General features: G+C 50.0%; 20 protein-coding genes. 14 read left to right on the top strand and 6 right to left on the bottom strand.

All coding sequences use genetic code 11. The features are described 5' to 3' along the window. Window positions 1-45: 45 nt before the first annotated feature. The 6 genes from IEV98_RS17875 to IEV98_RS17900 all read right to left on the bottom strand — a co-directional run bounded on the left by IEV98_RS17875 (window position 46) and on the right by IEV98_RS17900 (window position 5,369). Complete coding sequence (locus IEV98_RS17875) at window positions 46-960, bottom strand: TPM domain-containing protein (RefSeq protein ID WP_188507395.1); 915 nt, start codon at window positions 958-960, stop codon at window positions 46-48. Then, window positions 961-1,908, bottom strand: coding sequence for an OmpA family protein (locus IEV98_RS17880; protein WP_188507396.1), 948 nt, complete (start codon window positions 1,906-1,908; stop codon window positions 961-963). A gap of 122 nt (window positions 1,909-2,030) precedes the next feature. Continuing rightward, a complete protein-coding gene (locus tag IEV98_RS17885) occupies window positions 2,031-2,624 on the bottom strand; it encodes a hypothetical protein (RefSeq protein ID WP_229738826.1) in 594 nt (197 codons plus the stop codon). A gap of 51 nt (window positions 2,625-2,675) precedes the next feature. Next, window positions 2,676-3,521 (bottom strand): AraC family transcriptional regulator, encoded by an 846-nt coding sequence (locus IEV98_RS17890; protein ID WP_188507397.1) that lies wholly within the window; start codon window positions 3,519-3,521, stop codon window positions 2,676-2,678. Between the two features lie 116 nt (window positions 3,522-3,637). Further along, on the bottom strand, window positions 3,638-4,057 hold the full coding sequence (locus IEV98_RS17895) for an OsmC family peroxiredoxin (protein WP_188507398.1): 420 nt from the start codon (window positions 4,055-4,057) through the stop codon (window positions 3,638-3,640). A 115-nt stretch (window positions 4,058-4,172) separates the two neighbouring features. Continuing rightward, entirely contained in the window at window positions 4,173-5,369 is a 1,197-nt protein-coding gene (locus IEV98_RS17900; RefSeq protein WP_188507399.1) for a GTP-binding protein, read from the bottom strand. 130 nt (window positions 5,370-5,499) lie between these two features. On the opposite strand from IEV98_RS17900, the gene IEV98_RS17905 reads away from it, so the two are divergent. From IEV98_RS17905 to IEV98_RS17970, 14 genes are all read left to right on the top strand, one after another. Next, window positions 5,500-6,240, top strand: a complete 741-nt coding sequence (locus IEV98_RS17905) for a hypothetical protein (RefSeq protein WP_188507400.1) — start codon at window positions 5,500-5,502, stop codon at window positions 6,238-6,240. 59 nt (window positions 6,241-6,299) lie between these two features. Beyond that, a complete protein-coding gene (locus IEV98_RS17910; RefSeq protein ID WP_188507401.1) occupies window positions 6,300-6,893 on the top strand; it encodes an RNA polymerase sigma factor in 594 nt (197 codons plus the stop codon). Window positions 6,894-6,972: 79 nt separating this feature from the next. Next, window positions 6,973-8,100 carry a FecR family protein gene (locus IEV98_RS17915; RefSeq protein WP_188507402.1) on the top strand — a complete coding sequence of 376 codons (1,128 nt, stop codon included), beginning with the start codon at window positions 6,973-6,975 and terminating at the stop codon, window positions 8,098-8,100. A gap of 226 nt (window positions 8,101-8,326) precedes the next feature. After that, window positions 8,327-11,752 (top strand): TonB-dependent receptor, encoded by a 3,426-nt coding sequence (locus IEV98_RS17920; RefSeq protein ID WP_229738827.1) that lies wholly within the window; start codon window positions 8,327-8,329, stop codon window positions 11,750-11,752. A gap of 12 nt (window positions 11,753-11,764) precedes the next feature. Continuing rightward, window positions 11,765-13,498: a RagB/SusD family nutrient uptake outer membrane protein gene (locus IEV98_RS17925; protein WP_188507404.1), complete on the top strand. Its 1,734-nt coding sequence runs from the start codon at window positions 11,765-11,767 to the stop codon at window positions 13,496-13,498. 335 nt (window positions 13,499-13,833) lie between these two features. Further along, a complete protein-coding gene (locus tag IEV98_RS17930) occupies window positions 13,834-14,127 on the top strand; it encodes a hypothetical protein (RefSeq protein ID WP_188507405.1) in 294 nt (97 codons plus the stop codon). Beyond that, window positions 14,127-14,498 carry a hypothetical protein gene (locus IEV98_RS17935; protein WP_188507406.1) on the top strand — a complete coding sequence of 124 codons (372 nt, stop codon included), beginning with the start codon at window positions 14,127-14,129 and terminating at the stop codon, window positions 14,496-14,498. Before IEV98_RS17930 ends, IEV98_RS17935 begins: the two co-directional genes overlap by 1 nt. Then, window positions 14,498-15,640, top strand: coding sequence for a glutathionylspermidine synthase family protein (locus IEV98_RS17940; RefSeq protein ID WP_188507407.1), 1,143 nt, complete (start codon window positions 14,498-14,500; stop codon window positions 15,638-15,640). Before IEV98_RS17935 ends, IEV98_RS17940 begins: the two co-directional genes overlap by 1 nt. A gap of 265 nt (window positions 15,641-15,905) precedes the next feature. Then, window positions 15,906-16,277, top strand: a complete 372-nt coding sequence (locus tag IEV98_RS17945; protein WP_188507408.1) for a response regulator transcription factor — start codon at window positions 15,906-15,908, stop codon at window positions 16,275-16,277. Between the two features lie 15 nt (window positions 16,278-16,292). Beyond that, window positions 16,293-17,429 (top strand): HEAT repeat domain-containing protein, encoded by a 1,137-nt coding sequence (locus IEV98_RS17950; RefSeq protein ID WP_188507409.1) that lies wholly within the window; start codon window positions 16,293-16,295, stop codon window positions 17,427-17,429. Next, the gene (locus IEV98_RS17955; protein ID WP_188507410.1) at window positions 17,429-18,871 is read left to right on the top strand and encodes a glycosyltransferase family 2 protein; all 1,443 of its coding nucleotides are present in this window, start codon (window positions 17,429-17,431) and stop codon (window positions 18,869-18,871) included. The genes IEV98_RS17950 and IEV98_RS17955 overlap by 1 nt, the downstream gene beginning before the upstream one ends. 5 nt (window positions 18,872-18,876) lie before the next feature. Next, entirely contained in the window at window positions 18,877-20,385 is a 1,509-nt protein-coding gene (locus tag IEV98_RS17960; RefSeq protein ID WP_188507411.1) for a glycosyltransferase family 2 protein, read from the top strand. A gap of 41 nt (window positions 20,386-20,426) precedes the next feature. Then, window positions 20,427-23,273 carry a tetratricopeptide repeat protein gene (locus tag IEV98_RS17965; RefSeq protein ID WP_188507412.1) on the top strand — a complete coding sequence of 949 codons (2,847 nt, stop codon included), beginning with the start codon at window positions 20,427-20,429 and terminating at the stop codon, window positions 23,271-23,273. Between the two features lie 2 nt (window positions 23,274-23,275). Next, entirely contained in the window at window positions 23,276-25,528 is a 2,253-nt protein-coding gene (locus IEV98_RS17970) for a glycoside hydrolase family 20 protein (protein ID WP_188507413.1), read from the top strand. Window positions 25,529-25,534 lie beyond the last annotated feature (6 nt).

Raw genomic sequence — 25,534 nt, forward strand, 5'->3', positions numbered from 1 at the left:
GAAACCAATAGGGATGCCTGCATAAGCAACAGGCATCCGATTAATTCATTGCCGGTCTGGACGTTGGGCAATTTCATCTTCTATTTGCGCCAGTAACGGCCATATATCGGAAGAAAAGAATTTATCACCGGGATTCAACCAATAAACCCTGCCGGGTTGCATTTTCTTTTTTATGAATGTCTGTTGGGTGATATCTTCATCAAAGCATACAAATTGGTAATGACTGCCGTCATTATCGCGGATGGTCATTTCATAATATTCGGCTACTGAAAAATCTTTCAGCACAAAAGCGTTATGTCTTGAAGGGCCGAGAAACACATCCAGTGAAGTGAAATTGTATGAAGGGTTGTCGCTGTCTATGTTGCGAAAGGTCTGTGGCGTGCCGTTTTCCAGCACAAAACGCCTGATTTTTTCAAAAACCGAAGGCTGAAAAAGAACCGATTCATCTCGGTAATTATATTCTTTCATGACTTCTTCTACAGTCCTGATGAGAGCCGTCAATCCATTCAAGGTGCCGTTAAAATATCGCCCTTCCTTAAATTCGGGAATGAACTGCTCGTCAATTATTTTTTTCGTCTCCTTGTCACTCAGTATTTTTTCTATTCCATATCCGTTTTCGATACGCATTTGACGAAGTTGTTTGGATATGGCGATCACCATCCCATTATTCTTTCCGGCCTCGCCCAAAGCGTATGCGGTCAGTTTGTTGAACACATAGTTGTCAAAATTTTCACTGTCGGTGTGGCGTTGGTCTATGGTTACTATCGCTATCTCGGCTATGCCCTTTTTCCAGCAATCAGTTAGCATGCTGTCCAACTGGTGTATTTCGTCCGGGGAAAAAATTTGCTCATAATCAAGTACCCGTTCCTTCTTGATGACAAAGTCCTGCGTGTCGGTACTTTGCCCAAATGATACTGCTGATAATAGGCAGCACAACCAACTATTTAACAGATAACGCATCTAACGGACCACTAGCTCCACTCGCCTGTTTAGTGCCTTTCCGGCTTCATCATTGTTGGTAGCGACAGGTGAAGCCATGCCCACGCCGACTGCTGTGACCTGATCCGGGTTTAGGCCGTAATCCGCTACCAATTTAACGACAACCGATTCGGCACGCTTTAGTGATAAGTCCACATTGTGTTGGTAGTCGCCGGAATTGTCGGTGTGGCCTACCAGCAATACGCGGACATCCGGATTGGATTTCAGGTAGTCCGAAATGATTTTGAGCGCCTCCTCCGAACCGTCTTTGATTGCTGCGCTGTTGGTATCGAAATGAATGCCGTAAAACGCATATCGCCCTTCGCGCTGCAGCTTATCGCTCACTGTTGCCACATTTACCTTTTCGGTATCCAACTCCTCCACCTGTACGACGTTGATGGCATAGCGTGCGGTGCTGTTTCTTTTATCGTCGCCAATGACTAGGCTTACCACGTAAGGTTTGTTGTCGTGAGTTCCGGATGCTACCATGTACGAGCCCCTTTGGCCCACCATCGCGTTGCCGATCTCGGTTGATCTTCCGTCCACATATTCCCGCACGAAATGCATGGGCATATCGCCGCATTCGCCCGTTGTACATGAAAAAATCACCTTAAACCCGGCCTTGGTCAGCTGGGTTTGGTAGGTTCGGAATACCTGGGTGGCGGTTACGCCTTCCGGCGATACATATTCGATAAAAGTAAGCTCACCTTCAACACTTTTGCCATGCTTCAGTTTATTATAGTCAACCAGATCTGCCGCAGTGGGATAGGTAAATGTTTCAAACTGTTTCTTGCTATATCGATTGATCCACGACCCTTCGTAACGCGACAATAAAGGATGGTCTTGCGAGTTTGGTACGTCTTCTTGCGAAAATGCAGGAAGCGTGATCAAAGGTGCTATTATCAGGGCAAGTAAAGTTAATTTTCTCATCGTATATGTCGTATGTGTAACGGCGGCAATCTTTTGCTACAAAATTAGCAATAAGATAGCTGCAAAAGATAGTCGGAGCCAAAAATCCCTGAATTCCAGTATCCGCTCGAATTTCCGTCTTTTCAATCAATACTTGAAATCACACCATGTATACGTAAGGTAGCGGATAATGCATGCTGCTTTGCAGCGGCATTCAATTTGCGTTGCTTGATGAATTGATAGATCGAACCCAGCAGAAAAAGCAACAGAACAATTCCAAGTGTTTGTGCAATCAATGGATCTGTTGGCCCTTTTGCAACGGGATGCCCAACGGGAACACGGGTTAATGTTTCGTTTACCGTTGGAATCAGCGACAAGAAAAAGCTGAAGGAGAGAAAAAAGTTCTCAAAAAGCCGATAGTGGTTATACCCTTGTTTTTTTGTGTGCAGATAATGGGAACCGGCAATTAAGAGAACAATGAGCAATGCCAAACCATGACCCGGATTAAATCCACTCACACTAGACAATCCCAAAGCCGTGAGCGACGTAATCAACGTGCCGTAAAAATAAATCTTGCCGGTAACGGAAGGCAACGCGATTTTACCGTGTTTGATAAATCCGATAACTGCGGCGATAATCGCTAAAACGCCAATGACGGTGTGGAAAATTCCTAAACTTGATAGTCCCATAATGTTAACTGTTAAATGCTTAATTTTTAATGCAAAATTGGCATTCAACAGCGTATTTCATTTTGGAAATCGGTTCAGAAAGTTGTGAATTTGGTTCACTTATCTTTTTGCTGTGCGGTAATGGGTTGGCGAAACGCCGAACTTATCGTGGAAACTTTTGGTAAAATTGGCCAAATCGTTAAACCCACAATCGAACGCAATGTCCGAAATTCGTTGATCCGAAGCCAGGAGCAGTTCAGTAGCTCTTTCCAACCGTTTGGTTTTAACGTAGTTGGCTGGCGAATCGTCATATATTTTCCGGAATTCCCGCTTAAAGGATGAAACGCTTAAATTGGTTTTCTGTGCCAATTCTTCGACGTTGATCGGTGAAAAAAGATGGGCTTCGATGATTTGTTTGAAAGTGAATTTTGTGGGTGAGAACAGTTGGGATAGAATGACCTGGATATTATCCGACTCACGCGTCTGCGCTAATAGAAGAATGATTTCCTTCATCTTCAAGACCAAAATCTCATCGCTCACCAGCGAGGGGTTCTCAAAATAGAAAAGCAAGCCCTCGATATATTTTTGGATCAGGAAATCGTTGTTGACGGTGCTGCTCGACTGATTGGAAATGGTGTTGGATGGTTGAACGATTGCCGGTAATTCCCGCTGGTAAATTTGCTTTAAGATTTCCGGGTGAAACGTAACGATGACCACTTCCCCCACCTGGCGTTCTTGCGTGGATTGGATTTGTTTACCGGATTCAACACAATTCAATAATAACGAATGGTTTGCCGGGATTTGGGTTTCGTCGTCCTGAAAGCGATAGTGCATGTCACCGCTGAGCACGTATAAAAAACAAGCGCGCGCTTCGACGGGGAAGTCATAACGATAGGGAGGGGCAATGACCATTTTCTGAAGGAAGGATTTCCCGAAAAGATCGATTTTTTTGTAATCGGTAATCATTTAATTTAACTACTCGTTTCGAATGCTTAAAATTAACGATAAAATCCCATTCAACACCTGGCCACAGGACAACATGTTGAACGGGATGATTTTGAGCAAGGCTTGAGATAGCGCAATCAGGTCGAAATTAATGTAGCTTCTGATGAGATAGGGATGCGTAACACTTTTGAAATTAAACAGTTTTGTTCGGCCCCTTTGGTGATGGATTCGAATTCGTCGGCCGTAATTCCATCAACCTGACCCGTAATGCTGAGGTGAACACCTGTAATTCCGGCGTTATCCATCGATACGATGGCTTCAGTGTCTAAAGCGTTTGGTACCAATCCCTTTTCGGTCAATCCAAAGCTTACGGCCATCGTGAAACAGCCGGCGTGTGCCGCTGCCAATAGCTCTTCCGGGTTGGTGCCTGTTTCGTCACCGACAAAGCGGGTTCTAAAGCTGTAGTTGGTTTGGCTCAGGATTTCACTTTGCGTGGTCAGGTTTCCTTTTCCGTCTTTTACGGTTCCCTCCCAATGTGCTTTTGCTGTACGTTTCATTTGCTTATGATCTTAAAATTAGTGAACATGTTTAACAGTACAAAGGTGCGGTATATCCGGCAGGTGCGTTTTGTGAATTGGCCCAGTTTTTTGTGAATTTGGTTCAGTAATCTATTTACAGGTTGGGAAATTCGTCTTTCCACGGTGTATATCGCCAATCGTCCGCTTCCGCTTCGGTGAGCAGACATCTTTCCAGATCGCGCAGATGCCGCGCTTTGTCCATATCCTGTCCGATGAAAACCAATTCGGTTTTGCGGTCGGCCCATTGCGGATGCCAGCGGTCCTCGATAGCATCCCGGTTTTCGAGGTAATCAGTATAGTGTATGCGTTCGCTTTCGGGAATGCTGCACCACCATGTACCCGCGTTCTCCACGCGCAGGCTACCGCCTGCCTGACTGAAGCTGATCGCCATGTTTGGCCGAGAGGCCATCCAGAATAGTCCTTTCGCGCGGATGATACCCGCAGGATAATGTTCGTTTAAGTAGTGGTACAAGCGTTGGGGATGGAAGGGTCTCGACGTGCGGAATACAAAGGAAGAGATGCCGTATTCCTCGGTTTCGGGCGTGTGTTCAGTTTCCAATTCCCTTATCCATCCGGCAGAAGATACCGCTCGCTCAAAATCGAATGAGCGGGTGCCTACAAGCGCGTTGATGTCTACTTTTCCGAATTGTGACCGGATGATCGCTGCCTCGGGATTGAGCTTCCGGATGGCTGCTTCCAATGTGCCTACGGTTTCCTCAGCTACCAAATCTGTCTTATTCAGTACAATGACATTGGCAAACTCGATTTGGTCGGTAAGCAGATTCACTAGCGTGCGCGAATCGCTGTCGTCGTCGGTCAGCTCGCGGTCTGCCAACGTCTCGCTTGATCCGAAGTCGCGAAAGAAGTTGTAGCAGTCTACCACGGTTGCCATGGTATCGATGTAGCTGAATCGGGAAAGGTCGATGCCGTTATTTTCGTCGACATAGCAGAATGTTTGAGCCACCGGGACGGGTTCGGAAATACCCGTGCTTTCGATAAGCAAGTAATCGAACCGGTTTTCTCGGGCCAGCCGCGCCACCTCCACCATAAGGTCTTCCCGCAGGGTACAGCAGATGCAGCCGTTACTCATCTCCACGAGCTTTTCATCCGTGCGCGAAAGGGTATGCTCGCGCTCAACCAGCTGGGCGTCAATATTGATTTCGCTCATGTCATTGACGATGACGGCTACTTTGAGGTCTTCCTTGTTGTGTAACACATGGTTCAGTAACGTAGTTTTTCCCGCTCCCAGAAATCCGCTCAAAACGGTTACTGGTAATTTCTTTACATCCATAGATTTTGTTTTATAATGCAATTAAGTTGCAAATGTAGAATGTATAATTTGTAACCGCAACTAAATTGCTTTTATTTTGGCCGATGACCTTTTGGTTCATTTTCCGATATCATCGTAAAACACGACGTATATGAATCAATCAACACGTAGCAGCTTATGGAAAACCTGTGGTTGGATTTGCAGCATACTGCTCTGCACTACCGCATGCAAAAAGGACAAGGAAGATACCGGAAACGAGTTGCCTGCGCTGGGCACCTGTAAATCGGTGGCTCCGCGATTGGGCCTCACGCAGGTAGAAGAAGGCACGTACCAGTATAAATCTGCGGGCGGCGCCACCATACAGATCAGGCGGAATTCGAAGGAATCACTCATCATCATCCTGGGCTTCGAATCGTATCCGAATTTTACCTACGAGTTTTGGGGAGACGCCGACCCGGGCGAATTAGGCCCGGCGAGTCATGAAAACCTGAATGGCAAGCACATCAAAGATCGGGTAGGGACCAACCGGACGGTTATTTTTCCCGACGGCACGAAAATGACCTACGTATCGACAGCGCCTTGGTATCGGGGTGGGATCACAGCCATCAGTATCTATGATGGGGCGACTGTACAGCACCTCAATATGACGTGTTTTACCTTGGAATACAGCGCTTCCGACGGTGCTTTTGCGAAGCAGTTGGATGCGGGTCAGCCGGATGGCGAAACCAGTGCGTTTGAACTTACGGAAACGGGCTTGATTTTCTATAACACTTACACGGAAGATACGCCAGGTAATAAAGTATACGAACGCGTGGATTTGGGCGGGCTGGCTAAAGATAATTCCAATCAGGTGAATGATTTTTACGATGATGAACGTTTGGGGCATACGTGATTTTGCGTGGGATTGTTGGATAAGAATTCCTAAGTTTGCGTTTATTCGAGTTAAATGCAATGCAAGATTTCAGCCACTATACCGACCTGGAGCTTCTACAACTGTTGAAAGGGGGAGATCCCCGGCCAATGACGGAAATCTATGATCGATATTGGTTGCTCCTGTACCGTCATGCATTGCGGATGCTTCATGCTGAAGAAGAGGCCGAAGATGTACTTCAGGATATATTTTCTACGTTGTGGGGAAGGGTCGGCGACCTGAACCTAGAGGGCAGTTTATCTGCTTTCCTGTACGGCATGCTGCGGAATAAAGTCCTTAACCGCATGGCTTATCACAAAGTACGTGAAGACCATCTTCGTTCATTGGGCGCATTTGAAGAATCGGGAGAGGTAATGCCCGATCAACTGCTGCGAGATAAGGAGTTAGCTCGTATTATCGAGGAAGAAATCAATCGGTTGCCCAGTAAGATGCGTGCCGTCTTCGAACTCCGCCATCGCGAAGAGCTATCATACAGGGAAATTGCCGAGCAATTAGACGTAACGGAGCACACGGTAAGAAAGCAAATCAGCAACGCACTACATATCCTACGTGATCGCCTCAGACGCTTAGGTTTGTCCTTTTCTACGCTTCGGCTTTTCGTAGACATTATATAAGAAGAGTCTGTTCACGACGATTTCTAAATAAAGGAAAAAAAATCTTACACATTTTCTTCTTTCAGCTTACTTATAGTAAATGACGGAAGAAAAAGATCCCAATTTAGGAAGAGGTATACGGCTGTTACATAAATACCGAAATGGTACGGCTACACCTGAAGAACGTGCCGTGGTCGAATCGTGGTATACCAAGTATGCTAGTGAGTTGCCTAAAAAGACTGGTAAAGATGAAGCGGGGGTGCAAAAGCGGGTATGGGCAAAGTTAACCAATCAACCGAAAGTGAATCGCCTGCGTAAATGGATCCCATACGCAGCTGCCCTTGTGTTAGCCGTGATTGGTGCGTTTTTCTTGATAACCGACAGGCAACAAACGTCCGATGACACTGTCGCCACCGAAGAGATCCAGCCTGGCGGCAACCGAGCTACATTGACATTTGCCGATGGGCGCAACGTAAACCTTGATGAAAGAATGGACGGTATTGTGGTGGGAGACCAGGTCACCTACCTGGATGGTCGTCAGGTACTAACGGAAAGGGGCGCTATTTCTCCCGAACACGTTAGTGATGTAATGACGATCGCTACCCCTCGTGGTGGGCAGTACCGGGTAGTTCTTGGTGATGGAACGGAGGTATGGCTCAATGCGGAGTCGACGTTGCGCTATCCCGGTAAATTCACGGGCAAGTATCGTCAGGTTGAAGTTGAAGGGGAAGCGTATTTTGCGGTGGCCAAAAACCCAGAGAAGCCATTCAGGCTCCTTACCCAGGGGCAACTGATTGAGGTACTTGGCACGGAGTTTAACGTTTCGGCTTATGCAAACGATGCCGCCATCCAGACCACGCTGATAAAGGGAAAGGTAAGCGTACAGCCTGACGGTCGTGATCCGGTGGTGCTGCATCCGGGGCAGCAGGCTATTGTCGATTCGGCGTCGGTTAGCATCGAAAAGGTAAACGTTGGACAATATTCAGCGTGGAAAGAAGGATATTTCTATTTTAACGGGGATTCTCCAGAAGCGGCATTTGCGCAACTAAGTAGATGGTACGATATCGAAGTGGTTTATAGGGGACAAGTTCCGGAGATTGCATTCTATGGCGAAATTGACCGAAACAAGACCTTGGGTTCCTTACTGAACATGCTCGATAAAGCTGGACTTAATTTCGAGGTTGTCCATAAGGGAAATAGAAATCAACTGATTATCGGCCACCCTTAATTTTTAAATCGCTATTCGTTTTTTACCAGTTATATGCAGTTACTAACCAATTAAACTCAAGACAAAATGATGAAAACAGCGCCAGATTAACCTGAAAAATCTCTCTAGTTATGCGAAGAATCCGGATGGTGCGACAACACCATCCGGGAAGTGTTTGGATAGCAAACACCTAATATCGCTACCAGGATTTAACCGATTTATTTAACCATCCAAACAGGACAAATATATGACTTTTTCACCATGCGTGGAGGGGAGGCTTCATCCCTTATTATACCGATTCATTCTCGTTATGAAATTGACGGTTTTTCTCACTATAGTATTCGTATTACAGGTTGTTGCCGAATCTAATGCACAAAAAATTAACTTAAACGCCCGCAATGTTGCGCTGCAGGAGGTGATGCATAAGCTGAAACGGCAGCAAGGTTTTTCATTTTTCTTTTTGGGCGAGCATATTGCGGAGACGCGCGTTAACATTGACATTCGGAATGCAACCTTAGCCGACGCGATGGAGGCTATTTTGACTCCGGAAAACCTTGAATGGTATATGGAAGACAAAACCATTATCATCAAGCGATCCGCTCGTGCTTCCGTGCGCAACCCATCATCAGACCCGGTTTTTGACGAAATCCGGCAGCGTACCGTTACCGGTCGCGTCACGGATGAGCAGATTAATCCGCTGGAGGGGGTAACAGTGCGGGTAAAGGGGACAAGCGCGGCCTCCATAACCGATGCCAACGGCACTTACAACATTGAAGTGCCTGAAAATGGAACGGCATTAACGTATAGCGCCATTGGATTTGAAGCCGCCGAAACAACCATTGGAAGTAGGACCGTCATCAACGTGTCGTTGAAAGCGATGGTGAGTGATTTGGATGAAGTGGTGGTGGTTGGCTACGGTACCCAACGCCGCTCTGACATGACGGGCGCTATTGTTTCCGTAAAATCAAAAGATATACAGAATCTAGCGGTTCGCAGCGTTAATGAAGCCATACAGGGCCGTGCGGCAGGCGTGCAGGTAACCCGCAATGACGGGGCTCCCGGCTCGAACTCGGACATCGTGATAAGGGGGGTCGGATCTATTGGTGGAATGTCGCCCCTGTACATCGTAGACGGCGTACGGATGTCGGCAGGAAGCAATTTCAATCTGCAGGATATCGCCTCCATTGAAATTTTAAAAGACGCCAGCGCAGCGGCTATATATGGGGCACAGGCTGCGGGAGGGGTGGTGTTGATTACCACGAAGCGAGGAAATGTACGCGATCGGATGGATATAAACTTTAGCGCAAATTACGGTGTCCGCAAACCGTTAAATCTGTTTGAAATGTTGCGGACGCCCGAATACTACATCGCCAAAACCAATTTCGGTGTGGCGACAAGCAATTGGGGAGACCCTGCATCGTTGCCGGATCACGACTGGGTCAACTCGTTGTACAAGAGCGGTGCGGAGCAAAGCTATTCGCTATCGCTTTCTGGCGCCACCGCTAAGACAAACTACTACCTCTCCGCGAATTACCTGCAGGAGGATGGAACGATCGTCGATAACTCGTTTAAACGGTTTGGCCTGCGTTCGAATGCGGATTTCAGTGTAACGGACAATTTCAAGGTGGGCGAAACCTTGTACGCTTGGACAACCGCAACCAATCCAACGGTTAGCGCAACGTTTCCATTCCGATCGGCACCGGTGGTTCCGCTGCGCGATCCTTCCAACCCGTATGGCGGATGGGGTAAAAGCGGAAGTTTTTTTGGCGGTGTAAACCCGGTAGGCCAGGAATACATGAATCATATCCTGAACCGAAGCTATGCCCTGGAAGGCAATGTGTATGCCAACTGGGAGATTATTCCGGGGTTGAGCTTCCGCTCCACATTTGGCTTGTCCGTATTCAGTATCAGCAACAGGCGTTTTAATGAGGCCTATGACTACGGAATCCTGGTTAATCATGTCGCTGCGCTGATTCGGGATAACAATAACCAACGCGATCTGACCGCCCATTTCGTGCTAACCTACGATAAAGCAATCGGGCAGCACAGCTTTAAAGCGATGGCAGGTTATGAAGCCTACCGCTCCGATCTGACATCACTGCACGCGGAGGCACAGGGATTCCCTTATATTACATATAATTTTGGGTTGTCAAACAATCCCAGCAGTTATATTGCCAGTGGCGGGGAGTTCCCCCAAACCCGCCTGCTTTCCCAATTCGGGCGTGTTAACTACGTATTTGCCGATAAGTATCTGGCATCGTTCAACATCCGCCGTGACGGATCGGACCGCTTTGGGCCCGCCAACAGGTTTGGCGTATTTCCATCGGGGTCGGTAGGATGGCGGGTGAGTGAAGAACGATTCATCAAAGACCATATACCGCACATCAGTAACCTGAAGTTTCGCGCCAGCTATGGTAAATTGGGGAGTACCAGTAATATCCCGCAGTATACGTATCAAGCGTCTTATGGCGGCGCAGGCGGCACCAATAGTATGGGGCTGGCAGATGGCTCGCGGTTTAAAGGCTACGCGCTAACCGCGCAGCTCGCCAATCAACACATCCGATGGGAGACCGTACTCCAAACCGATGTGGGGTTGGATGTCGGCCTACTGAAAAACACCTTGAATTTTACGGTCGATTGGTACAGCCGGCAGACACAGGGGATGATATACCGCGTACCGGTAGCACATTCGGCAGGTTTTGGGAGTACCTCGGTATTTACCAATATCGGGCAAATGAGCAACAAAGGCGTAGAGCTGGCTGTAGACTATCAGGGTAAAGCCGGGCAGTTTAGCTACGCCGTTGCTGCAAATGCATCGTTCAACCGGAACCTGGTAAAACAGCTTGATGGAACAAACAACAACCCCATCAGTGACGGTGTTGCCAGTGCAGACCTGGATGGAAATGCCGGACGTACCGAGGTGGGCTACCCCATGAGCCAATTTTATGGGTATCAGGTAGCAGGTATTTTTCAAAACAATGAAGAAGTCGCTTCGTTTAATGAGCAAGCTCGGCAAGCGGCTGGAAACCAAAGCCTTTTTTACCAGAATTCCGGCACGGCAGCTGGAGATCTTAGGTACAAAGACGTGAACGGCGATGGGCGGATTACGACGGCAGACAAGACATTTATCGGTAATCCATGGCCGAAGATGATCTACGGGCTTACGCTCAATGTGGGCTGGCGCGGATTGGAATTGGCGGCACTTCTACAGGGAATGGCGGGTGTAGACGTTTATAACGGGAATAAGCACGTCACCGAATATATGTATGGAGATTACAACACGACCAGGGATATCATGAATGCCTCGTTTTTTAATGGAAATGGCCTGACGGATCAACCAAGGGTAGGGGTAACGAATGAAAACGGTTCGTTTTCGCGCGATCCTAACTCGAATTATGGCCGGGTATCCAGTTATTTTGTGGAAGACGGATCTTTCCTGAAAGTCCGGAATCTGGAGATTGGCTACACATTCGCTGATAACCTCACCAAGGCTTTGCGGATTTCCAATCTAAAGGTGTACGTACAAGCACAGAACGTTTTCACGCTGACAAACTATAGCGGGCTCGATCCCGAGGTGCTTGGAAGGAATGGGACAACTGCTAGGGGAATTGACGCAATTAATTCGTACCCGCGTACCCGTTTGTTTTCGGCTGGCGTGAATTTGAACTTCTAAAAAGATAAAAACATGAAATTACCAAAATACATATTGATTTTTTTGTCGGTATTCCTTGGCGCTTGCAATCCCGATTTCGTTGAAATAGACAATGCAACGGCCATTTCAACCGCAAATTATCCCAACACGGTGGACGACCTCGAGCAATTGCTAGCTGGCGTATATGCTACGCAGCATGCGGCGGGAATTTTTGGACGGGCCATCGGCCCGTACAGCACATACGTGCTGGATCATACCTGCGATTTGAGCTGGCAGGGATCGCCCAATTGGATTCAAATGGGACAGAACAATACGCTGCCCAACGATGCTTTTCTACGGCAGATATGGCCTGATTTGTGGCGAGGCGTACAGCGTGCCAACACCCTGCTTGCCGGGGTAGCCCGCGTCGGGGAGAATGCCAGTGAGGCTGCGTTAGCCGAGATCGACCTCATCCGCGGACAGGCGTTTTTTCTGCGTGCTTGGTATTACTTTTACCTGACCGCCTTTTGGGGAGAAACTTTCATTGTGGATGGTGCAGGCGGGGAAAAGATGGGAATGCCGATCGTGACGGAAACAGCGAATAGCCTTAGCGAAACCCAGGTGTCGCGGGCAACGGTAAAGGAGACGTGGGATTTCATCATCGGTGACTTGGTAGCCGCGACGGAACTGCTTGACGGAAAATCATGGTCATCGCTGCAAGACAAACACAAGGCGGATGAATGGTCGGCGAAGGGTTTCCTGGCTAAGGTATATGTTTTTGTGCAGGATTGGGAGGCTGCGAAAGTGTTGCTGAACGAGGTGATTTCGCAAAGTAATAAAGCGTTGGTGCCGTTTGATGTGTATCGGACCATGTTTAATGGCGAGCATGAATTCAATTCGGAGTCGTTGTATGAATTGAACCTCAATGTGGATATCACTTATCCCGGCGCTGACGACCGTTCGATGGGCTCACACATCGGGACGATGATTTCGCCCACGTATGTGAGTCCGACAACGGGGACGGCCAGTGCTTCCGCTTGGTGCAACGTGTTTCCGCACGCAAAAAATATCACCCGCTTTGGCTTTGACCTCGGGCACTATTTCCCTCCGGGTACAACCGTGGCAAATGTTGCAAATGTGGATCCAAACTATGTGGTCGCATCAAAGAAAGCGCGGTCAGAAAAGACGGTAGACCCGCGGCTTTGGGTGGCTTGTTTGCAGCCTTATGTGGATTCCATGGTGGTGAACGGGGCAAAACACCCCATTTCCCATTACCTGGATATCAATGAAATCGATATGGAGGCGTGGAGTTTCCGGAAATACATCAACCTGAACGGTACCGAGCTGGAAATAAACCGGTCGAACGGCAGCAACATACTCTGGCTGCGGCTTGCCGATATTTACTTGCTTTATGCCGAAACGCTCATCCACACGGGAAATAATGCCGAGGCCCTGGAATATATCAATAAGGTAAAACGACGCGCATATGGAGTTGCTGTTGATGCGCCTTCGCCGTTTGATTACAACAGCCTGAGCGACGCCACGATGGCATCGGATCCTGCTTTGCGGAACGACCCATTGAAATACGAAAGATGGGCGGAGTTTTTCGGGGAGTTCAACTGGTGGTTTGATGTATGCCGCTGGAAGATGGGAGCAAGTGAGGCCGCTTACTATGAGAAGATTAGGGGCGGAACGATTCAATGGGCCGATGATTCGGATTATGCACAGCCGATCCCTATCGATGAACTGAACGCCAACCCCGATATGATCCAAAACCCCGGGTACTGAAACCGGAATAATCGTATCGGGTCTCGGGGGCACTCCCCGAGACCCGATGCGTTTTGGCGCGTTCGTTGAAAAAAAATCGCTCACCGAATGTAGGTCTTTTGCACCTCGTCAATCATCCTCTTTATTCTGAAGCAAAAAGTCAGGATTGTTCCAGTAGGGCCGAATCGTTGTCATTTTGCGGCCAGGCATTCGTGAATGCCAGCCATTTTGCATAAATTTGTGGGGCAAATTAGCAGATGAACCCGATATGATTAAGATAATTATTAAGCACACTGAGCAATGATTATATTGATCATCAAAGGCTCCATCTGGCAGCTGAAAAGCAAAAAATACAGATGAAATATTTACTAGCAATACTTTGTTGCATCACCATCGGTTCATGCCAACAAGGACAGCGCGAGCAAGCATTGACGCAACTCGATAAGAAATTGGCTCGCGAAGTGACGTTAAAAACCGTGACCGAGGGCGATTCTGTACTGCATATAACTACTCAACATATCTGGTACAATGGCGAGCAGATCGCATCCAAAAGTGACACCATCGAGACAGCCGTAATGCCCAACACCTGGGATAGTGCTGATTCATCGGCCACCTTGAGCAAGGTGCCGATCTATGTAACGATACAGTAATGAGAAAAGCAGCAGCAAAAAGCCTCCAATTGGTATTGATCACTTCGGTATTGGCATCGTGTGCACAACACCAGGCACGGCAAGGCAATGAAGGGGAGCAACGCGTTTTCATGCGTGCAGACTCCACGGCAGCCTATACCGAAGTAACGGATCACTATGCGCAGGAGCGTTCGGGCATGGGCATGGGTAATGCCTTCCTTTGGTACATGGCATTTAGGCATTTGGGCGGTGGCTTCGGTTACGCCAATAACAGTTTGCACCCCCAATCTATAGCGGGTACCAATGCCGGAAAAGCAGCAGCTTACCAAGCGCAGCGAGGTGGTTTTGGCCGCAGTGCTGCTTCGGCACCACGGTCGTCTTACGGTTCCTAATGCAAATCAAAAAACTACGTATCGATCCCCAGTGGCAGCCCCGTCTGGAGTCTATCGGATATGGTTATCATACCACTGATGGTATTCCGTACTGGATTGACGATTACTACTACGAGATCAGCAACCGGGAGGCAGACCTGATTTACAAGGCCACCAATGAACTTTGGCAGCTATGCCTTGATGCTGTGGAGTTCATCATCAAAAAGAGGCGGTACGCGCATTTCCATATACCGCCTTTCATGATTCCGCATATCGAGCGGAGTTGGGAGCAAGATGACCCTGCTATATATGGGCGGTTTGATTTGGCATATGATAAAGACCGTGGCGAATTGAAGATGTTGGAGTTTAATGCTGATACGCCGACCTCCCTCTTCGAAACCGGGATTGTACAGTGGTATTGGAAAAACCACTACTTCCCGGAACTCACCGACCAGTTTAACAGTATCCACGAACAGCTAATCCAAAGCTGGACAGTAATTAAACCTTACCTAAAAGGAAGTACGCTGCATTTTTCATGTGCAAAAGAGACCCTCGAAGACCTTACCAATGTCGAATACCTCCGGGATACCGCATTGCAGGCAGGTATCCAGACCAAGCTCATCTACGTGGATGATATCGGTTGGACCGGCAATGGTTTTGTCGATTTGGAAGATACCCCCATCCGGTCTATTTTCAAATTGTATCCATGGGAATGGTTGGCGCGAGAAGAGTTTGGCAAGCATATCGTAAACGACCCTAACAGAGCCCAGTGGATAGAGCCCTCGTGGAAGATGTTGTTGTCTAATAAAATGATATTGCCCATTCTTTGGGAGCTGTTTCCGAACCATCCACACCTGCTGGCTTCCTATGTTGAAAGGCCGGCCCATCTGAACCATTTTGTCAAGAAGCCCATATTGGCGCGTGAGGGGGCCAGTATAGCCATGTATTATGATAAGCAACTGATTTACCATACCGAAGGCGAATACGGAGAGGAAGGTTATATCTATCAAGAGTTGGCCAAGCTACATCGCGAGGCAACCGGTTTTTCAGTTATAGGCAGCTGGATTATCGGCCAGGAATCCTGTGGGATATCCTTCCGCGAGTCGGATATGCCCATCACGACAGACAAAAGCCGTTTTATACCGCATATTATTCGGCATTGAGCAGATTTATATACTTGAAATTTGATACTTAATTGTTATATCGGCAGATAATTGTACGGCAAATATAACGCTACAAAGTTAAATCCCAAATATCACCAGAATGTTATCTTATTGCTAAGAGCGGTTAAATTTTAAAGGGGGTTAATACCGAAAAACTTTTTTTCTGGGTAAAACGTTGTTCTAATGGGAAGATAATATTAGCTTAGCGACAACTATGAAGCGAGGGCTTAATGGTTGCTACATTCTATCTTAAAAACATTATTTCATGGCACACATTCTGGTTGTGGAAGACAATGAGATCATGCAGAAATTGGTTGCCGCTATTCTTGAACGTGAAGGGCATACGGTCACCGTGGCGCCCAATGGCAAAGAGGGTTTGGACCTGTTGAGTGTTCCCGAACCACCATATGATCTGATCATCGCCGACATCATGATGCCGTATGCAAACGGCTTTGAAATCTTGAACAAGGTCAATAAATCGGAGGGTCGCCGAATTCCGGTAATCATCGTATCCAATCTATCTAACGAACAGATGGTGCTGGAGGGATTTCAACTGGGTGCTGCCGACTACGTGACCAAGCCCATTATGGCCGGAGAACTTTTACTACGTGTCAAGCGTTTGTTGAATAGTCATTAAATATACGATCTGCCTATGGTCGAATGGTTACTGCCTTATTATAAGGATATCGGCGGACTGCCGGTTGTCGTGCAGATTGCGCTGGTCTTTATTCTGCTGGCAATCTGCTTTACCTTACTGGCGTACTTTTCAATATTGCGGGGACGCTATCGGGGCTATGTGCGGGCCAAGCGGCAAAATCGCCTGAACCCGATTATCGATGGGCTCATTGTCGAACACATCGTGATGAATGAAGCCCTGAATAAAGCTAAAGCTGCCGAGCATGAGAGCGTTGCCATGCATTTTCAGCTACCGGAGCTCGAACCTAAATGGGCAAGGCAACTGCTCATTGACCGCATCATCGACTTTCGTAAAAATATACGAGGGACGGTGGGCGAAGCGCTCCGCACGTTATATCTCGACCTGGAGCTGGACCGGGATACCCAGCGCAAGCTGAAGTCGGGAAGCTGGAACAAAAAGGTGCAGGCGCTCAATGAATACGTGAGCATGGGCGTGCCTGTTGCCGACGTAACGTTGCTGCCCTTGACAAATAGCCGCAACCGGGAGCTCCGCTCTGCAGCACGGCATGCCTACATCAAACTGAGTCGCAACGAGCCGTTCAAATTTTTTGACGTGGTATCGGACAACCTGTTGATGTGGGACCAAGTGGAGCTTTTCCGGATCATCACCACCACCGAAAAAATCGTGATCCCCAACTTTGCGCGCTGGATTACCTACAGCACCAACAAATCGGTGGTATCGTTCTGCCTGAAACTGGTGGTTCATTTCAATCAGACCGCGGCCATACCGGCCATCATCAAGCTGCTGGGTACCAAAGACCACTACCTGCGTGCAGACGCAATATCGGCGCTGGGTAAATTGGAAGTAAACGAGGTGGAGCACGACCTGGTGGAAATGTACAATAACCAGCCGCTGAACTGCCAGATTGAGATATTAAAAGCGCTTGGGCGCCTCAAGGGAAAGGCACATCTGGATTTCGTGAAGAAGGAGTTTTTACATGCGAGCGATTTTGAAGTCCGAAAAAATGCGGCACGCGCTATTGTCAATATGTATCCCTCCGGTTCGCCGGTGGTTGAAGAACTATTGGTTTCGGCAACAGAGGAAAACCAGTTGATACTCAGGCATTGTATGAATCCCCTAATAAAGCATTGATGGACGAGCGCGACATATGGGATTGGACCGGCGTTTTCTTTGAGAGCACCATTTTTATTTATGGGTTGGTCTTGTTGCTGGTCTATGCGTTGCTGGCTATTCTGTCGTTTTATGCGATACGCAAATACACCCAATCTGCGTCGTTGAGCGATCAACACCACGACCTGCTGGCATCACCCTTGGCCCCGGGAATCACCGTGCTGGCACCGGCATACAATGAGGGGCTGACGATCATCCAAAATGTCCGGTCGCTGATGACGCTGAACTACCCCGAATTTGAGGTGATCATCGTCAACGACGGGAGTGCAGACGACACGCTGGAAAAGTTGGTTGAGGAATTTGACCTGATCAAGGTGGATTTTGCGTACAACATCCGCATTATCACCCAGCCCGTCCGCGGCCTTTATAAATCGACGAACCCGGCTTATTCCAAGCTGTTAATCATCGATAAGGTGAATGGCAAGAGCAAGGCGGATGCAGTCAACGCCGGTATCAATGCGGCGGCATACGACTATTTTGTGTGTACGGATGTGGACTGCATCCTGCATACAGATACGTTGCTGGAACTGATCAAACCAGTATTGCAGGAACCGAAGAAGCGGATGATTGCCGTGGGTGCGACGCTGCGGCTGGCCAATTCCTGTGAATTTGACGAGGGGGTTATGGTGCGCATGCGACCTCCGCAGCAGTGGTTGCCGCGCTTCCAGGAGGTGGAATACATCCGGTCTTTTGTACTGGGTAAGATGGGCTGGAGCAGGATCAACAGCGTGCCCAACGTGTCGGGCGGACTTGGGCTGTTTGATAAGGAGATTGCCATCCGTGCAGGTGGCTACGATAGCAAATCATTTGGCGAGGACATGGAACTGATGTTCCGAATGTGCCGTTTTTCGAAAGATAACGGCATCAACTATGCGATTCGCTATATACCGAAGACGCTCTGTTGGACGGAGGGCCCGGCCAGCATTAAAATTTTCAAACGGCAGCGCACCCGCTGGGCCAAGGGACTTGCGCAGTTGATGTATGCGCATTTTTCGATGTTCCTCCGGCCGCGATATGGGCGGATGGGGATGGTGGTGCTGCCTTACAACTTTTTCTTCGAGCTGTTGGCTCCGATCATTGAGGCGGTAGGTGTGGTATTTTACGTGTTGATGGCCATCTTCGGCGTGATCAATTGGCCATTTGCACTTTTATTGCTGGTGTTTGTGTATACCTATGCGATCATGATCACCACGTTGGCGATCGTTTGGGACCAATTGGCATTCCGCTATTACCGGACATGGCGTGAGGTAGGGCAGCTATGCATTATGCCCTTCTTCGAATTCTTGCTGTACCACCCGATGATCGTGGTGTTTTCGCTGGTAGGCTATTGGGATTTCCTGACCGGCAAAAAGGGGGCATGGGGCAATATGCAGCGACAGGGTTTCGGAGGTGTAAAAAAATAAGGGATATGGAACTGGTTCAGGACATATTGCAGGGGATGATTTTTGTGTACGGGATTACACTGCTCACCATCTATGCGCTGCTGGCGCTGCTATCCCTCCGTGGCGTGCGCCGATTCAAAGCGGAAAGTGACGTTGTGGACTATGAGAATGCGTTCCACTCGTCCATCGTGCCCGGTATATCGGTCATTGCGCCGGCGTTTAACGAAGGGCTGACCATCATCATGAATGTGCGGTCCCTGCTAACATTTAACTACCCGGAGTTTGAGGTGATTATCGTAAACGATGGAAGTACGGACGATACGCTGGAACAGCTTATTTCAGAATTTGAGATGGTGGAGGTACCCTTCGCCTATGATGAGAAAATCGTGACGCGCCCGGTAAAGCGGGTATTCAAATCGACCAATCCGGCTTATTCACGGCTGTTGGTCATTGATAAGGTGAATGGAAAGAGCAAGGCCGATGCGTCCAATGCGGGCATCAATGCCGCAGCATATGATTATTTTCTCTGCACGGATGTAGACTGTGTTCTCGAAAAGGACACACTCTTGAAGATGATTAAGCCTTTTCTGGATGAAGGCGCCAAAAAGGTAAAAGAAGTGGGCGAGCCTTGTCCAGAATGCGGCTATGTACATGTGGTTGAGGACAGTGTGCGCGTCATCGCCAGTGGGGCCACGTTGCGGCTGGTCAATTCCTGTGAGGTGGAAGGGGGGATGATTACCCGTGTACGCCCGCCCAGGCAGTGGCTTCCGCGGTTTCAGGAGATGGAATACATCCGGGCTTATGTGCTGGGGAAAATGGGGTGGAGCCAGATCAATTGTGTACCTAACGTATCCGGGGGATTGGGATTGTTTGACAAGGAAATTGCCATCAAGGCAGGGGGGTATGATCATAAGTCGTTTGCCGAGGATATGGATATCGTGACGCGGATGTGTACCTACATGATTGAAAATAACCTGAAATATGCCATCCGTTATATCCCTTCGTCCCAGTGCTGGACGGAGGGACCGGCGAGCTTGAAGGTGTTCGGGCGGCAACGCACGCGTTGGGGGCGCGGCCTGGCTGAGATCATGACGATGCATAAAAATGTGCTGTTCAATCCGCGGTATGGGCGGCTCGGGTTGGTAGTCATGCCCTACAACCTGTTTTTTGAATTTCTGGCGCCAATCATAGAGGTGCTGGGCGTCCTTTCGTATGTATACCTGATTATGACCGAACGGATCAATTGGCCGTTTGCCTTGATATTGCTAGCCTTTGTGTACCTGTATGCCATCATGATTTCCACCTTGGCACTGCTATGGGATCAGTTGACATTCCGGTATTACAAGACCTGGCGGGAGGTGATGGGGTTAGGCTTGATGGCGTTTATCGAGCCGATTGTCTACCACCCGATGATCGTGTTTTTTTCACTCAAAGGGTATTTCAATTTCGCGACCGGGCGTAAGCATACCTGGGGCAACATGCAGCGGCAGGGCTTTGGTCAGCAGAAAAAAAAGGCGGCAGCCACCAGTTCATAGAAAGGAGTTTAGCGATGTGTTTCAAATCCCTATTTCGATTGATGATCATACTGGCAGCGTTGACAATGGCGCTGCCGGAGGCCCAAGGGCAATGGTTCCGTAAAAAAGACAATGCGGATGCGCTCTATGAACAGGCCGTACAGGAAACGAATCGAAAAAACTATGAACGGGCAATAGCGCTTTCGCAAGAAGCCTTAGAACAGCGGCCTGATTTCAACGATATGGAGCTGTTGCTGGGTAGGTTGTATATGCTGACCCAGCGGTGGGATGCTGCACGGAAACACGTGGGCAACGTACTGAAAAAAGATCCAAAGTACCTGGACGCGCATTACTACCGCATCAACATCGAAGTCAGTACCCGCCGCTTTGACGTGGCTTTAAAGGCGGTTGATGCCGCGTTGAAGGAATTTCCTGACCGCAAAGACCTGCAGCTGCGTAAACTGGGTGTACTGGATGCCGCCGGGCGGTTGATCGAGGGAAATCTCTATGCCGAAGCGTTGATCCGCCGGTTTCCCCGCGATGGGGAGGTGTTGAAGGCATACACCGGACACTACATCGAAAATGCGCGTCGCTACCGCGCGCAGGAGTTGCCCGCCGCTGCCGTTGCTAGCTTACAGAAGGCCTTGGAGGCAGATCCGGGCAACGCGGAGGCCCGCGAGCTGCTGGGTGCTTCTGACTTAAGCGCTCGTACGCGCTCGGCTGCCGAGGAACAGTTGGAAGCAGACCTTGAAGCAAACCCGTCGTCGTACGAGCTGCTGATGAAAAAGCTCAACCTGCTGCGGGAGAACATGCGCTACGCAGAGGCCCTCACGGTGCTGCAAACGATCTATCGCTACCATCCAACCAGCGCGGAAGCGCGGGCGCTGGAGACAGAACTGCGGTTGGAAGCAGCTGCATTTTACACGCAAACCGATCCGTACATGCTTTACCAATCGATTCTGGAACGCGATCCGGGCAACCGGGAAGCACTGAGGAAGGTGATTGGACTGGCAACTTCCCGCGGTGCGTACCGCGAGGCGATGACCTGGATCAATGCCGGCCTGCGGCGTGAACCGCAGTCGACCGAGTTGCTGTTGCTCAAACTGGACCTGCTGGAGTATGAGCGGCGGTTTACGGAGGCGGCGACGGTGGCCGGAAACCTGCTACAACGTAATCCAGCCGATACGGACATCCGGCAGCGGTATACCGAACTGAAAATTGCCAGTGCGCGTGACTATACCGGACAGCAGCAACATGAAGAGGCGCTTGCGGAGCTGAGCGATGCACAACAGGTATCACCGCGGGATTCGTTGGTGTTGGATGCATTGGTAAACAGTTATGCCGCACAACGCGACTACACGAGGGCGTTGGCGGTATTGGATGAACGGATAGCCGTGGCACCCAGTGAAGAGGGTGCGCTGAAACAAGCGAGCCTGCTGACCGATGCAGGGCGGTATGACGAGGCTGCCGATGTGCTGGAAGGACTGCTAGCGCGAAACCCGGATAACCCGAGGTATGTAACGGCTTATACGGAAAATCGGCTGCTGGCGGGTAGCCGATTACTGCAGCAGGACGAGTTTCCGCTGGCTGCCGCGCAACTTCGAGCGGTGCTTACCAGCGATCCGGACAACCGGGATGCACTGAATTACTTGGTGAACCTCTACAGTGGGGCCAATCAACCGGATAGTGCACTGTATTTTGCCGACCGAGCCTTAGCGGCTTATCCCGACGACCGTGAATTCCTGCTGAAAAAATCGGCTATACTGACAACGATGCAGCGATACACAGAAGCCAACGCGTTGGTAAGGGGGTTGATGGCTCGCTACCCGTATACCTTGCAGTACCGGAATGCCTATGCCGATAACCTCTTAAGTGCTGCAGCCCAACAGAAGCGGAGTGGCCAACTGGATAGTGCGATGAATAGCTACCGACAGGTACTGGCGCTCAATCCACGCGATTCCGTGGCGCTGCTCAACCTCGTTAACATGAATCTGGAGGGCCAACGCTATGACAGTGCCCACGCGTATATCAATCAGAGCTTGCGTAATGATCCCGAATGGGCCGCCATGCGGCAGCGGCAGGCGCAGGCCTATGAGGGGCAGAAGGACTTCGTTGCGGCGGCTGCCGCTGCGGATACGTTGGTTGTGCTCCGGCCAACCAGTGACCACAGGGGCTATGCCGATTACCTGGAGAGCAGAACCTTGAAGAATCAATTCGGGTTGCATTTCCTGCGCTCACGCTACGACTATTCGGAAAATAAGTATGACATCGCCACACTCGAATACATCCGCTTTTTCAAAAAAGGGTCGTTTGGTGGTCGGATTAATTATGCGGGACGGGAGCAGGGAACGGGCCTGCAGGGGGAAGCGGAGTTGTATTACACGCACAACCCGAAATGGTACTCGTATGCTCATGCAGCCTTTGCCAACCAGCTGGTGTTTCCGCAATGGCGATTAGGTTATACGGTGTATCGGACGTTTAAAAACGATGGCGAAGTGGGGCTGGGCGTCCGCTACTTGCATCGGGATACGCTGCGCAGCACCTCTGGGTTGGTGTCGGTGGCGCGTGGTTTTGGCGATTTTTGGTTTAATTTGCGCGGTTACGGGGTATGGGAAGCGGATGACCTGACGTCATCGTATGCCTTGGTGGGGCGCTACTATATGAACAACCGGCAGGATTTCCTGTCGATGACCGTTGGATTGGGTACGTCGCCCGACGACCGGAGCCGGTTGATTCAGTTTTCGGAACTCTCGGGACTGTTGACGCGTAGCGTGGCGGCAGGTTATCAACGGACGTTCCGTTATCGGACTACACTGGGACTGAACGCGTCCTGGATTACGCAGAAGGTAAGCGACCAGCAATTCCGTAACCAATACGATCTGTACATATCCATCATGCGGAGGTTTTAGGAATGAAACGTGTCTTACAGCAAGTTTACGGCATTGTTTTAATAGGGATGCAACTCTCTTGCCAAGCTGCGGAAGAGCCGCTTGTATTGGTACGCGATGGACAGGCGGTTTCGGTGATTGTGGTGGCGGACAATGCACCGCCAATCGACCGCAAGGCGGCTGACGTGTTGCAGGATTATGTGAAACGGATGAGCGATGTTGCCTTGCCAATCGTCACTGCGGCTGATGATCCGGAGGTTACCGCGGTATGGATCGGATCGGCTGCGGGCGCTGGGGCGGACGTGGCCGGTGAGGGGCATGTGCTCCGCGTGGATGGAAACCGGTTATTGATCCATGGCGGGCGGGGTAAAGGGGTGCTGTATGGTGTTTATACCTTGCTGGAAACTTATCTGGGTTGCCGCAAATTGGATCAGGGACCGGCATGGGTACCCCGGCAGACTACCATAGCGATTCCCGGCGACCTTGATGTGCATGCCGATCCGGCCTTGGTATACCGGGAAAGTTTTTACCCTGCGGCGATGGATAATGAATACCTGGATTGGCATAAACTGCATCGGTTTGAAGATCTTTGGGGGATTTGGGGGCATTCGTTTTTCAAGCTGGTGCCGCCGCAGACCTATTTTCATGAACATCCGGAATATTTTGCGCTGGTAAACGGGCAGCGCCAAACCACCCAGCTGTGCCTAAGTAATCCCGAGCTGGCTGAGGTGGTAACCGACGCGCTCCGGGAGCGTATGGCGGATGCGCCGGAAGCTGAATATTGGTCGATCGCGCCGATGGATGGGGGTGGGTTCTGCACCTGTACGGATTGCAGCCGAGTGGACGAGGAAGAGGGCGGGCACCAGGGTAGCCTGATCCGGTTCGTGAACCGGATTGCGAAGGAAATGCCCGGCAAGAAGTTTACCACACTGGCGTATACCTATACAGCTAATCCACCACGGAAAACTAAGCCCGCTCCCAATGTTTACGTAATGCTGAGCAGCATTGACGCGCAGCGCCAGCAGCCGCTGGCGACGGTATCTACCGCCCAGACCTTCCGCGACCAGCTGACGGGCTGGGGGGCACTGACAGCCAACTTGTTTGTGTGGGATTATACCACGCAGTTTACCAACTACCTGGCGCCATTTCCGGACGATCGGAATCTGCAACCGAATGTTGCCTACCTGGCTGATCGGGGGGTAAAAGGGGTATTTGAACAGGGAACGGGGTATACGTATGGCGACTTGGCCGAATTGAAATCATACGTGCTGGCAAAAGCGCTGTGGGATCCGAACGTTGATGCAGCGGCGGTACGCACCGATTTCATCCGGCAGTATTACGGAGATGCGGCTAGCGCGGTATTCCAATACTTGGACACCCTGCACGCAGCGGTGGCCGAGACGGGTGCGGTATTGGATATTTACGGCAATCCGGTGAACAACCGAAACGATTACTTGAGTCCGGAACGGATTGATCGCTATAGCGCGTTGCTGGATGAGGCGGAAGCTGCGGCTGAAGGGAATCCGTTGATCGCCGAGCGCATAGGCCGCCTACGCTTGGGCATGGAGTACACCGTATTGCAACAGGCGCGATTGTTCGGCAGGGATCGACATGGGTTTCTGGTCGCGGATGAGCGGAGTGGCGCCTTAGGCATTAAACCCGGATGGCGGGAACGTATCGACCGCTTTGTGAAGGCCGCCGATCGGGCAGGAGTGACGGAATTGGCGGAAGGCGGTGGCGCACCGTCGGACTACGCCGCGGCGTGGGAAACGCATTTGGAAACAGGCTGGATTCCGGGAATATCGGTAGACAAACCCGTGAAGCTTGTGCATCCATTCATGCCCGACTATCCCGCCAAACGGGAAGCTACGCTGACCGACGGGATGGCCGGTGAACTGGACTATAGCTATAACTGGTTGCTTTTTGAGGCGAAAGACCTCGTAGCGACCATCGATTTGGGAACGATGGCTCCCATCAAGCAAGTGTTGCTGAATTTCCTCGATGACCCGCGGCACTACCTTTTTGCGCCGACGGACGTAGCGGTCGCGGTAAGCGTGGATGGTGAGGTGTTTTCCGTGGTGGGTACGACGAAACCCATGCCATCAAATGGTCAGGAGTCACTCGCGCAACGGCGGACGATCACCTTGCCGGGTGGAGGGGACCAAGCGCGCTACGTGCGGGTCACAGCGCGCTGTCCGGGGCAATTCCCAGCCGGATTTTCCGGATCGGATCGGCGGAAACCGATGATCGGCATCGACGAAATCACCGTGCGCTGAGAAGTT

It is taken from the genome of Parapedobacter pyrenivorans, from assembly GCF_014636865.1.
In the GTDB taxonomy this organism is placed as follows: domain Bacteria; phylum Bacteroidota; class Bacteroidia; order Sphingobacteriales; family Sphingobacteriaceae; genus Parapedobacter; species Parapedobacter pyrenivorans.

Excerpts from the sequence above, each read along its gene's own strand:
- IEV98_RS17875 (WP_188507395.1), bottom strand. The coding sequence starts at position 960 with ATGCGTTATCTGTTAAATAGTTGGTTGTGCTGCCTATTATCAGCAGTA.
- IEV98_RS17880 (WP_188507396.1), bottom strand. The coding sequence starts at position 1,908 with ATGAGAAAATTAACTTTACTTGCCCTGATAATAGCACCTTTGATCACG.
- IEV98_RS17890 (WP_188507397.1), bottom strand. The coding sequence starts at position 3,521 with ATGATTACCGATTACAAAAAAATCGATCTTTTCGGGAAATCCTTCCTT.
- IEV98_RS17895 (WP_188507398.1), bottom strand. The coding sequence starts at position 4,057 with ATGAAACGTACAGCAAAAGCACATTGGGAGGGAACCGTAAAAGACGGA.
- IEV98_RS17900 (WP_188507399.1), bottom strand. The coding sequence starts at position 5,369 with ATGGATGTAAAGAAATTACCAGTAACCGTTTTGAGCGGATTTCTGGGA.
- IEV98_RS17905 (WP_188507400.1), top strand. The coding sequence starts at position 5,500 with ATGAATCAATCAACACGTAGCAGCTTATGGAAAACCTGTGGTTGGATT.
- IEV98_RS17910 (WP_188507401.1), top strand. The coding sequence starts at position 6,300 with ATGCAAGATTTCAGCCACTATACCGACCTGGAGCTTCTACAACTGTTG.
- IEV98_RS17915 (WP_188507402.1), top strand. The coding sequence starts at position 6,973 with ATGACGGAAGAAAAAGATCCCAATTTAGGAAGAGGTATACGGCTGTTA.
- IEV98_RS17920 (WP_229738827.1), top strand. The coding sequence starts at position 8,327 with ATGACTTTTTCACCATGCGTGGAGGGGAGGCTTCATCCCTTATTATAC.
- IEV98_RS17925 (WP_188507404.1), top strand. The coding sequence starts at position 11,765 with ATGAAATTACCAAAATACATATTGATTTTTTTGTCGGTATTCCTTGGC.
- IEV98_RS17930 (WP_188507405.1), top strand. The coding sequence starts at position 13,834 with ATGAAATATTTACTAGCAATACTTTGTTGCATCACCATCGGTTCATGC.
- IEV98_RS17935 (WP_188507406.1), top strand. The coding sequence starts at position 14,127 with ATGAGAAAAGCAGCAGCAAAAAGCCTCCAATTGGTATTGATCACTTCG.
- IEV98_RS17940 (WP_188507407.1), top strand. The coding sequence starts at position 14,498 with ATGCAAATCAAAAAACTACGTATCGATCCCCAGTGGCAGCCCCGTCTG.
- IEV98_RS17945 (WP_188507408.1), top strand. The coding sequence starts at position 15,906 with ATGGCACACATTCTGGTTGTGGAAGACAATGAGATCATGCAGAAATTG.
- IEV98_RS17950 (WP_188507409.1), top strand. The coding sequence starts at position 16,293 with ATGGTCGAATGGTTACTGCCTTATTATAAGGATATCGGCGGACTGCCG.
- IEV98_RS17955 (WP_188507410.1), top strand. The coding sequence starts at position 17,429 with ATGGACGAGCGCGACATATGGGATTGGACCGGCGTTTTCTTTGAGAGC.
- IEV98_RS17960 (WP_188507411.1), top strand. The coding sequence starts at position 18,877 with ATGGAACTGGTTCAGGACATATTGCAGGGGATGATTTTTGTGTACGGG.
- IEV98_RS17965 (WP_188507412.1), top strand. The coding sequence starts at position 20,427 with ATGATCATACTGGCAGCGTTGACAATGGCGCTGCCGGAGGCCCAAGGG.
- IEV98_RS17970 (WP_188507413.1), top strand. The coding sequence starts at position 23,276 with ATGAAACGTGTCTTACAGCAAGTTTACGGCATTGTTTTAATAGGGATG.